Source organism: Kitasatospora sp. MY 5-36, from assembly GCF_001182915.1.
GTDB lineage: Bacteria > Actinomycetota > Actinomycetes > Streptomycetales > Streptomycetaceae > Kitasatospora.
On the sequence record NZ_LFVW01000421.1, the window covers coordinates 1 to 10,201 of the forward strand.

8 protein-coding genes and 1 pseudogene are annotated in these 10,201 nt (G+C 74.8%); 2 read left to right on the plus strand and 7 right to left on the minus strand.

All coding sequences use genetic code 11. The features are described from left to right. From AE652_RS25230 to AE652_RS25250, 5 genes are all read right to left on the minus strand, one after another. The coding region (locus tag AE652_RS25230) for a DNA repair ATPase (RefSeq protein WP_199823140.1) at positions 1-1,635 on the minus strand (1,635 nt) is incomplete at its 3' end. Positions 1,636-1,719: 84 nt separating this feature from the next. Further along, complete coding sequence (locus AE652_RS25235) at positions 1,720-3,750, minus strand: flotillin family protein (protein ID WP_049655427.1); 2,031 nt, start codon at positions 3,748-3,750, stop codon at positions 1,720-1,722. A 124-nt stretch (positions 3,751-3,874) separates the two neighbouring features. Beyond that, positions 3,875-4,603: an OB-fold-containig protein gene (locus AE652_RS25240; RefSeq protein ID WP_049655429.1), complete on the minus strand. Its 729-nt coding sequence runs from the start codon at positions 4,601-4,603 to the stop codon at positions 3,875-3,877. 371 nt (positions 4,604-4,974) lie between these two features. Then, positions 4,975-6,096 carry a CdaR family transcriptional regulator gene (locus AE652_RS25245; protein WP_234348527.1) on the minus strand — a complete coding sequence of 374 codons (1,122 nt, stop codon included), beginning with the start codon at positions 6,094-6,096 and terminating at the stop codon, positions 4,975-4,977. Positions 6,097-6,241: 145 nt separating this feature from the next. Beyond that, positions 6,242-7,018, minus strand: a complete 777-nt coding sequence (locus AE652_RS25250) for a GntR family transcriptional regulator (protein ID WP_049655431.1) — start codon at positions 7,016-7,018, stop codon at positions 6,242-6,244. Positions 7,019-7,357: 339 nt separating this feature from the next. Here AE652_RS25250 and AE652_RS25255 point away from each other — a divergent pair, with 339 nt between their 5' ends. Together AE652_RS25255 and AE652_RS25260 are read left to right on the plus strand one after the other, a co-directional pair. Then, entirely contained in the window at positions 7,358-8,119 is a 762-nt protein-coding gene (locus AE652_RS25255) for a tyrosine-protein phosphatase (RefSeq protein WP_049655433.1), read from the plus strand. Positions 8,120-8,236: 117 nt separating this feature from the next. Next, positions 8,237-8,800: a DUF4291 domain-containing protein gene (locus tag AE652_RS25260; protein ID WP_049655434.1), complete on the plus strand. Its 564-nt coding sequence runs from the start codon at positions 8,237-8,239 to the stop codon at positions 8,798-8,800. Positions 8,801-8,844: 44 nt separating this feature from the next. Here the strand turns inward: AE652_RS25260 and AE652_RS25265 are convergent, their stop codons facing one another. Then, entirely contained in the window at positions 8,845-9,717 is an 873-nt protein-coding gene (locus AE652_RS25265; RefSeq protein ID WP_049655436.1) for an ABC transporter permease subunit, read from the minus strand. Further along, positions 9,714-10,201: pseudogene (locus tag AE652_RS25270) on the minus strand (ABC transporter ATP-binding protein); the annotation flags it as partial. The pseudogene AE652_RS25270 and the gene AE652_RS25265, both read right to left, overlap by 4 nt.

Sequence of the window (10,201 nt, forward strand, 5' to 3'; positions counted from 1 at the left end):
GGCCAGCCGGTCGACCCACTCGGCGGCGTCGGCCAGGGTCTCGCCGCGGGCGGTGCGCAGCAGGCCCTCGACGTGCTCGGCGGCCTCGTCGGTCTGCCGGGCGGCGTGCGCGGTGAGCTGGGCGACGGCCTCGTACTCGGCGACGACCTGCCGGGCGGTGTCGCGGATCTCGGCGAGCGGCGCGGCGAGGTCGCCGAGGCCGTCCTGGCCGAGCCAGTGGTGCCGGTCGGCGGTGCGGGTGCAGGCGGCGAGGACGGCCTGGTGGCCGGCCGGGGTGCCGGCGCCGGCCGCGGCCAGCCGGGCCAGGGCCAGGCAGTCGGCCAGGCCGCGGACCAGGTCGGCGTTGCCGATCCGGGCCAACGGCCCGCTGCCGGAAGGCTGTTCGGCGGCGAAGCGCTCGCTGGTGAACGGGGTCTGCCAGAGCTGGACGGGGTGCAGCCGGGTCGGCCCGTCCTCGGCCGGGCGCAGCGCGATCAGGGTGCCGTCGGCGAGCAGAGCGTAGCCCTGGCAGGGCAGCGGGGCGGCGGCCTCCTGGCGGACGCTGTTGTACGGCTGGAGCAGGGCGCGGCCGTCGGCGGGGGAGCGGAACTCGTACAGCACGTCCTCGCCGTTGGGCGAGAGGAGGGTGCGCTCGTAGCGCAGGCCGTCGACCGGCTGGTCGAAGGTGCGCACGGTGCCGTCCACCAGGTGGCAGCCGCCGGGGAAGGCCACGCCCTGGTCGGCGGGCAGCCGCAGGCAGGCCTGGCCGAGCGCGTCGATCCGGGTGACGGTGCCGGTGGGCAGGTGCACCACCAGGTGCCGCTCGGTCTCCTCCTGGTACGGGCGCACGCGCACCAGCAGCAGGGTGCCGAGCCGGGCGTGGGCGATCCGGGCGTCTGCGAGGGTCTGCAGGGCCTCGGCCAGCGGCTCGCGGTGCAGCTCCCGGCCGTCCGGGGCGGTGATGGTCAGCCGGCCGCCGTCGACGCCGACGAGCAGTTCGCCGGCCAGGTCGGCGCGGGGCGGGCGGCCGGGGCCGGCGGGCAGCTGGTCGTCCCGGGTGAGGGCGGTCCAGGGCAGCTGCTGCCCGTCGGCCGGGGTGTGGTCGCGTTCGCCGCGCCCGTCCAGGTAGGACGGCTGGGCGTCGTCGGCGAGGCCGTCGTCCAGGCGCCAGCGCAGCACCCGGACGTCGGCGGCGGTCGGGCCGGTGCGGAAGACGGCGAGCAGCCGGCCGTCCACCGCGCGCAGCCGCTCCAGCCGGGCGTCGCGGAAGTAGCGCCGCAGGTCGGCGAGGTCCTGGCGCAGCCGCGGGTCGTCCAGCAGGGTGCCCTCGGCGGGCGCGGGGGAGAGGTCGGGGTGGTGCAGGCCGAGGACGTCGGTGAAGTCCCCGGCGCCGTCGGCGGATTCGGTCGGACGGGTGGCGAGCAGCAGCAGCCCGCCGGCGGCGGTGAGGTCCTGCGGCAGGCAGGCCCGGTCGGTGGTGAGCCGTCCGGTGCCGGCCAGCCGCAGCTCCCCGCCGCCGAACTCGGCGACCCGGCGGGCGTTCAACGCCTGGGCCCGGTCGGCGAGTTCGGCGGCGGCTCGGGCGAGCCGGTCGCGCAGGACCTCGTAGGTGCCGGCGTCGAGCCGGGCGTCGAGGGCGTCCACGGTCACGGTCACGTTCCTCAGTTGACTCGGTTGCTGCGGTTGAATCGGTCGGCGCTGTGGGGGCTGCGGGCGCGGTCGGCGTGCCCGCTCAGCGGATCACTTGGAGCCGTTGGCCGAGGCGAGCCCGCCGGCCAGCGCCCCGATCGGGGTCTCCGCGACGCCCAGCTTCCGTGCCGACTCCAGCAGTTGGCGCAGCTGACCGGCCTGGTCGCCGGCCCCCGAGCCGATCAGCTTCATCAGCAGGGCGGACACCGTCAGGTTCTGCACGTCGGCCGTGGAGACCGAGGAGAGCACCCGGGTGAGGTCGTCCGTGAAGCTCGCCCGCCCGTCCAGCCAGGGCCCGGCCAGGGTCTGCGCGGTCTGCGAGTGGGCGACGAAGGCGTCCACGCTCTTGCCGGCCGACACCGACTGCACCAGCCGGTCGAAGAACACCGAGTCCCCGCCGACGATGTCGATCTTCGCCTTCTCCAGCCCGGCCGCGACCAGCGCCGCCTGGGCCTCGGCGATCTGCCGCTGGGTGTCCAGCCCGGCCAGCCGGACGTCCTTCTCGGCGGCCAGCCGCAGCCGGTACTCCTCGTGCCCGCGCGAGGCCTCGTCCAGCTTGGCCATCGCCGCGGCCTTCTCGGTCAGGCCCTCGGCCTCGGCCTTCAGCCGGCCGCCGATCTCCAGCGCGGCGGCCTTGGCCTTCTCCGCCTGGACGACGGCCTCGGCGCGGCCGACCTTCTCCACCGCCGCGGCCTCCTGCTCGCGGACCTGGACCCGGGCCAGGCCCTCGGCCGCGGCCTCCGCCCGGACGCCCTCGGCCATCCGGATCTTGGCGGCCGCGTCCAGCTCGGCGGCCTGCTGCCGGGCCTCGGCCAGCACCAGCGCCTCGCGGGCCTTGTGGGTGGCGGCCTGCTCGGCGGCCTCCGCGGCCTTGATGTCCTTGACGAGCTTCTCCTGCGCCTCGGCCTCGGCCTGGATCACGACGGCCTTGCGGACGCGCTCGGCCTCCTCGGTGGCGCGCAGGGTCTTGACGGCCTCCTCCTGCTCGGCGACGGTGCGGTCCACCGCGACCCGCTCGCGGACCACGTCGGCGACCTCGCGCTTGGCGGACTCGAGCTCCTTCTCCTTGGCGATCGTGGCGAGCTGGGTCTCCCGCTCGCGGCCGACGACCTCCAGCAGGCGGTCCTTCTCGATCCGCTCGTTCTCCACCGCGATCACCCGCTCGCGGTTCTTCTGCGCCACCGCGACCTCGCGGGCCTGGTTCTCCCGCTGCACCCCGAGCAGCTCCTCGGTGCGCAGGAAGGCGGTCTGGGCGTTGAGCCGCTCCTCCTCCTGCACCCGGGCGATCACCGCGTCCTCCTTGGCCCGCAGGGTCTCGATCTCGCGGCGCTGGCGGATCTCGGCGTCGGCCTGCCGGCGCTCCAGCTCCAGGACGGCCTCCCGGGCGTCCACGTTCTGCCGGGTGATCTCCTTCTCCTCGGTGCGCTGGTACTCGTTGGTGCGCACGTGCTCGATCGCGGTCAGCTCGGTGATCTTGCGGATGCCCTGGGCGTCCAGGATGTTGTCGGCGTCCAGCTGGTTCATCGGGGTCTGTTCCAGGTGGTCGATCGCCGCGTCCTCAAGGGTGTAGCCGTTGAGGTCGGTGCCGATGACCGCGATGATCTGGTCCCGGAACTCGTGCCGGTGGGTGTACAGGTCGGTGAAGTCCAGCTGCTTGCCGACGGTCTTGAGCGCCTCGGCGAACTTGACGGCGAAGAACTCCTGGATCGCCTGCGGATCGCTGGCCCGGGCGGTGCCGATCGACTGCGCGACCTTGATGACGTCCTCGACGGTCTTGTTGACCCGGACGAAGAACGAGATCCGGATGTCCGCGCGGATGTTGTCCCGGCAGATCAGACCGTCCCGGCCGGCCCGGTGGATCTCCACCGTCTTGGCGGTGATGTCCATCAACTCCGCCTTGTGGAGCACCGGGAGGACGATCGCGCCGGTGAAGGTCACGTCCACCTTCTTCGTCCGGGAGACGATCAGTGCCTTGCCCTGCTCGACCTTCTGGAACAGGCGGCCCACGAACAGCAGCATGGCGAGCAGGATGAGCAGCACGACGGCGACGAGCACGCCGAAACCCACGGCGATGGTGTCCATCACGGAGTCCTTTGACGAGATGGCGAGTTGGAGCGAAGAGGTGGTGCGAGGAGTCGATGGGAAGAGGTGGTGCGAAAGGGACGTGCGGTGGCGGAGGGCCGGCCGGGGAACGGGAGGCCGGGGATCAGACGCCGGTGGACGGCGGCTCGAAGGGCGCCACCAGGAAGTGCTCGCCCACGGCGTCGTAGTCGAAGATCAGGGCGGTCCGCCCGGCCGTCAGGCCCGGTTCGGGCTCCGCCGTGCGGACCTGGACGGTCGCGGTGGAGCCGTCCTCCGCGGTGACCTCGGCCTGCCCGAAGTCGGCCGTCACCCGGCCGGTCCGGATCACGCAGACCCGGCCGACGAAGTCCCCCCGGGTGGCCGGCCGGTCCTGCGGGAACAGCCGCGACAGCGGCCGGACGAGCACCCGGGTGCCCGCCCAGGAGGCGGCCAGCGCGACGACGAACACGCCGCCGCGCGCCGGCGCCCCCGAGGTGAGGACGGTGCCGGCCAGGCTGACGAACCAGGCGAGCGCGACCAGCAGCGACACCGCCACCGTCACGGGCACCCCGCCCAGTCCCAGCGCGTCCAGCACGCCCGTGTGGTGGCCCTCCCCGGGCCGGTCGGGTCCCCCGTCGGCACCGTGCCCCCCGGCACCGTGCCCCCCGTGTCCGACGTGCCCCCCGTGCTCGGCACCGAGGTGGTGCCCAGCGTGCCCGACGTCCATGTGGTGCCCGGCGTCGTGCCCCCCGTGCACGGCGCCGGGAACGAGGCCGCCGAACAGCATCAGCAACCAGTACCCGACCACCACCACCAGCGCGAAGCTGAACAGCGCCGTCGGAAAGGCCAGCGCGGCCGCGAAGAATCCCCCCATCCCGGCCACCCTCCCCCGCCTCTCCACCGGCGCCGCGCTTCGGCACCGGGGAGATCATGACAGCGCCGGGGCCCGTCGCACATTGCCAGGATCCGGCAATCTTTACGCCCTCTTGACACCCTGGTACACGCGGCCCGCGTGACACTGCAACAACCAGGCAACAGGACGGGCGCCGGACGGTCGCAGCGGCGCCGCGCGGGTTTCGCGCGGCGGGACCGCGGCGGCCCTTCCCTGGGCGGCGGGGACTACGGCCGTCGTGCCGCGCACTACGGCGGTAGTCCAGCGCACCACGGCGGTAACGCCGCGCACCGCAGCGGTAGTTCCGCGCACTACAACGGTTGTTCCGAGCACTACAGCGGTAGTCCCACGCACTACAGCGGTTGTTCCGGCCAGTTCAGCAGCCGCGCCCCCATGGCCGCCGTCTCCAGGGTGAAACGCTGGAGCGCGTCCGCCGGGTCGTACCCGGTGAGCGCCTTGATCCGCTCCAGCCGGTAGCCCAGGGTGCGCACGCTCAGGCCCAGTCGGCGCGCCGCCTCCGCGTTCACGTACGCGGCCTCCGCCTGCACCGCGATGGTGTCCAGCAGCGGACGGGCGCCGCCGCGCGCCTCGGTCAGCGGGCCGAGCACGGTGCGCACCAGGTCGGCCATGGCCGACCGGTCGCGCATCAGCACCGGGAAGACCAGCAGCTCCTCGGCCCGCAGCTGCCGGGCGGGCAGGCCCAGCCGCTGCGCGTAGTCCAGGGCGTCCAGCGCCTCCTCGTAGCTGCGCAGCACCCCGCTCGGCCCCGAGTGCCGGCGGCCGGTGGCCACCCGCCGGACCGGCTGGTAGCCGCGGCCGCTCCCCGGGCGCAGCGTCAGCTCGGCGAAGGCCTCCAGCACGGCCCGCTCGGAGTCCGGGGCGATGCACACCAGCCGGCCGTCCTTGCTGGCCAGCAGCACGTCCCGCTCGCCGAACCGCCCGGCCAGCTCCCGCTCCACCCGGTGCACCAGCGGATGGACGTCCGCGAACGGCTCGTCGCCGACCGCGACCGCCACCGTGTACGCGCCCGCCAGCCGCAGCCCGAACCGCTCCGCGCGCTCGGCGAGCAGTCCGAGGTCGCTGCGGCCGAACAGCAGGTCGTCGATGAACTCCCGCCGGGCGGCCTCCTCCTGGCGGACGGCCAGGCGCTGGGCCCGCTCGTGGCCCTCGCCCAGCGCGGCCAGCGCGGCGTCGGTGGCGGCCAGTACCGCGTCGCCGGTCCGGCGCAGTTCGGTGACGCTGCTCGCGGAGGTCGTCCCGGGCAGGGTCTGCCAGGCCCGCCGGGCCGCGGCCAGGCAGTGTGCGACCACCTCGCGCAGCCCGTGCCCGGCCTCGGCGCAGTGCTCGCCGAGCCTTCGCAGGCGCTCCAGCTCCTCGCGGCGCAGCAGCCGGCCGGTGCGGGAGACGTCGGCGAGCAGCACGAGGTAGACCTCGGCCAGCTCGGTCGGTATGTCGTAGTCGATCTCCTCGGTCACCCTGTCCTGCCAACCCCCGTGCGGCCCGGTATTTCGGCGCTGAATTTATCAGGGGCGCTCCGGCCGGGAACGGGCGCGGCGGCCCCTGCCACCAGCCGAGGAGGCCCCCGCCACCGGACGCTGCCGCCCGCCGCGGCGGCCCCCGCTACCGGTCCCGGAAGTGCAGGACGAAGCGGGCGCTGCTGCCGTCGATCCGCCGCCGTACGTACAGCGCCGGAGCGCCGTCCGGGGTGCAGCTGACCCCTTCGCGCACCAGCAGCGCGGTGCCCGGCGGGACGCCCAGCAGCTCGGCGTCCGCGAGGTCCGCGCCGACGGCGCCGAAGGCCCGCCAGTCGTACTCCAGCTCCACCCCGGCGGCCCGCGCCAGGTCCGGCACCAGGTTCCCGGGGCGGCCCGGCCGGACCAGCTCGGCGGGCAGCGGGCCGAACGGCACCCAGTAGCTGCACGCCGCCCGGGCCCGCCCGCCCAGCCGGATCACCGAGTCCACCCGGGACAGCTCCGCGGGAGTGCGGCTCAGCTGGCGGGCCGCCTCCGCGTCCTGCGCCGAGCCGGTGACGGGCGGGGCGGCCACCACGAACTCGCCGTCGGTGGACTCGTCGTTCGGCAGCGCGGTGGGCACGCTGCCGAGGTCGAAGCGCTGGCTGCGCGGGTCCACGGCGATCGACACCCGGACGGCGGGCGGGCGGACGAAGGTGCCCACGCCCCGGCGGATCTCCACCACGGCGGCCCGCTCCAGCTCCGCCACCGCCTGCCGTACGGTCAGCCGGTTCACGCCGAACTCGGCGCTCAGCTCGGGCTCGCTGGGCAACCGGGTGCCGGGCGGGTAGGCGCCGGCGTCGACGCGCTCCTGGAGCCGGCGGGCCAGGCGGCGGTACACCGGGGTGTTCGGGGAGCTCGGGGTGTCCGGGGGGTTCGTCGCCACGGGCCCGATCCTACGGAGCCCGCCCGGGCCGCCCGGCCTGCCTGCGTCGCTCGTGCCGCCTGCGCCGCTCGGGCCGCCCGTGCCGCCTGTGCCCCTCGTCACCGCTCGGGCCGCCCGGGCGCCGTGCCATACGGGACACCGCGGCCCCCGGGTCGCCGTGGGCGGGCGATGGGCGTGGGATAGAAGGATGTACCGATCGAGGCCCGCGTCGGCGAGACCCGCGCCACCGAGGCTTGCCCGGCGGCCCCCCGAGGGGTTACACATCTAGACGTCTAGATGTCTCCGCCTCCGGATCTCCCCGTCTCCTCCCGGGTGCGGCCCCACCGAAAGGCCTCCCGCATGTCCCTGGTCAACTTCCGCGACGCCGCCGCCCTCGGCGACCCCGAGGGCCGGCGGGTCCGCCCCGGTGTGCTGTACCGCTCCGCCCAGCCGTTCCCGGCCGCCGACGAGGCCACCGTCGCCCAGCTGCGCGGCTGCGACATCCGCACCATCGTGGACCTGCGCGACCCGCGCGAGACCGACCCCGCCGACTGGGCCGCCGCCGAGGCCGCCGGGATATCCGTCGTCGCCGCCCCGGTGAACCCCGCCACCGACGCCCTCACCGCGCGGATGGGCACCATGGCCACCGCCGCCGACCTGGGCGACTTCTACGTCCTGCTGGCCGAGTCCGCGCCCGACGCGGTGGCCGCCGCCGTCGACGCCACCGTCCGCCCCGGCGCCGTCCTGCTGCACTGCGCCGCCGGCAAGGACCGCACCGGCCTGCTGACCGCCCTCCTGCTGGACCTCCTCGGCGTCCCCGCCGAGCACATCGTCGCCGACTACACCCGCACCGCCGACGCCCTCCCGCAGATCTTCGCGGGCCTCGCCGAACGCCACCGCACCGCCCTCAACGACCGCACCACCTCCCGCGTCACCGACTCCCGGGGCCGCAACCTGACCATCCCCGCGCCCCTCCTGGAGGCCCCGGCCGAGGCCATGTCCGTCTTCCTCGACCGCGTCCGCACCCACCACGGCGGCGCCGCCTCCTTCCTCCCCTCCTGCGGCGTCCCGGCGGCCACCCTCGGCGCCTTCCGCACCAAGGCGGGCGCCGCCGCGGCCTGACCCCGGGGGCCGTAGCGCCGCGCCCGTTGGCGTGCCCTAATCCCGTTGCGCCGTGCCGTCGGTGCTGGCAGCGTGGCCGGGCGGGCAGCGTGCCGGGGCGGAAGGGGGTGGCGCGGGATGACCGCTCTGCGCGAGATCCGGGCCGACCACGACGGGCGGACGATCGTGCTCTACCAGGCCTACCCGTCGGCGATCGCCGACGCGGCGCTGGCGGCGGGCCGGTTCACGGCGCCGTTCGGCTTCCACCGGATGACGTGGATCAAGCCCTCGTTCCGCTGGCTGATGCACCGCAGCAACTGGGCGCAGAAGCCCGGCCAGACCAGGGTGCTGGCGGTCCGGATCACCCGGGAGGGCTGGGAGGAGGCGCTCGCCCGCGCCGTCCTGACCACCGCGCACCCGGACGAGGTGGCCCGCGCCGAGGTCCACGTGCAGTGGGACCCGGAGCGGTCGCTGCGCGGGGCGGCGCTGAACCACTACAGCATCCAGGTGGGCGTCGGCCGGTCGCTGGTCCGCCGCTACGCCGAGGAGTGGGTCGTCGGGCTCACCGACCTCACCCCGCAGGTGCAGCGGATCGCCGCGCTGGTCCGCGGCGGGCAGGCGGCGAAGGCGCAGCGGCTGCTGCCGCCCGAGCGCCCGTACCCGCTGCCCGCCGCGACGGCGCGGCGCCTCGGCCTGGGGTGACCCGACGCCCCGGGGCGACCAGAGGCCTGGGGCACCCCGATACCTCACACGTCCCGCCGCCGCACCACGACCACCGTCACCGCCACCGCCACCGCGCCCCACACCCCCATGGTGATCCACGAGTCCAGCACGCTCGGCGCGTACTTCCCCATCGTGGTCCTGGAGTTCGGTGTGATGGTGAGCCGCTGCACGGTGGCCAGCGGCAGATGGGTGCCGATCTCCTTCAGCCACTGGTAGCGGTCCCCGCCGAACATCATCGGCAGGATGAACATCAGCATCACCAGCGACACGATCGAGGCGGTGGCGTGCCGCAGCAGCGCGCCCAGCGCCATCCCGATCAGCGCGCAGACCGGCACGATCGCCGCGTAGGCGAGCACGGCCCGCAGGCAGCCCTCGTCGGTGATGGAGAGCCCGACGTGCCGGGAGGCCAGCATCGCGTTGATGGTGAGGAAGGAGACCGCCGAGACGACGAGCCCGGCGAGCGCGGTGATCCCGCCGATCAGCAGCACCTTGGCCGCGATCACGCCGCGCCGGTCCGGGACGGCGGCGAAGGTGGTGCGGATCAGGCCGGTGGTGTACTCGCCGAAGACGGTGATCGCCCCGAGGCTGCCGGCCGCGACCGCCATCAGGTCGTTCGCGATGCTGCCGAGGCCGTGGAACAGCGGGTCGTAGGTGTACGGCGAGCGCCCGGGCATCGGCGCGGGCGGGTGGTCGATGTACGTCAGGTCGGTGTGGACGGCGTTCACGTTGACCGCGATCGCCACCAGCGAGGCCAGCGCCAGCACCCAGTAGGTGGAGCGCAGCGAGCGCAGTTTGATCCACTCGGCGGCGAGCAGGTCGAGGAACCGGGGGGCCGGCTCGGCGACGGAACCGGTGGAACCGCCGGAACCGGTGGAATCAAGGGCCATGCTGCTCATCGGGCTTCTCCTGCCAGGTACTCGACGCTGTCGGCGGTCAGGGACATGAACGCCGACTCCAACGACGACGTCCGGGCGGCCAGCTCGTGCAGCACCACGCCGTGCCGCAGCGCGAGTTCGCCGATCCGTTCGGCCGGCATCCCGGTGACGGTCCCGAACCCCGGCTCCGTCAGCCGTACTTCGGCCCCCTCCGCGCGCAGGACCCCGGCCAGCGAGGCGAGTTCGGGCCCCCGGACGGCCACCGAGGAGACCGCGTTGCGGGCCGAGAACTCGGCGAGGCTCTCGTCCGCGATCAGCCGGCCGCGCCCGATCACCACCAGCCGGTCGGCGGTGTGCTCCATCTCGGCCATCATGTGGCTGGAGACGAAGACCGTCCGCCCCTCGGCGGCGAGCCGGCGGAACAGTCCGCGCACCCAGAGCACGCCCTCCGGGTCCAGCCCGTTGAGCGGCTCGTCGAAGAGCAGCACCGGCGGGTCGCCGAGCA

Bases quoted from the DNA above. Each gene is read 5' to 3' on its own strand.
- AE652_RS25235 (WP_049655427.1), bottom strand. From the start codon at position 3,750: ATGGACACCATCGCCGTGGGTTTCGGCGTGCTCGTCGCCGTCGTGCTG.
- AE652_RS25240 (WP_049655429.1), bottom strand. From the start codon at position 4,603: ATGGGGGGATTCTTCGCGGCCGCGCTGGCCTTTCCGACGGCGCTGTTC.
- AE652_RS25255 (WP_049655433.1), top strand. From the start codon at position 7,358: ATGTCCCTGGTCAACTTCCGCGACGCCGCCGCCCTCGGCGACCCCGAG.
- AE652_RS25260 (WP_049655434.1), top strand. From the start codon at position 8,237: ATGACCGCTCTGCGCGAGATCCGGGCCGACCACGACGGGCGGACGATC.
- AE652_RS25265 (WP_049655436.1), bottom strand. From the start codon at position 9,717: ATGAGCAGCATGGCCCTTGATTCCACCGGTTCCGGCGGTTCCACCGGT.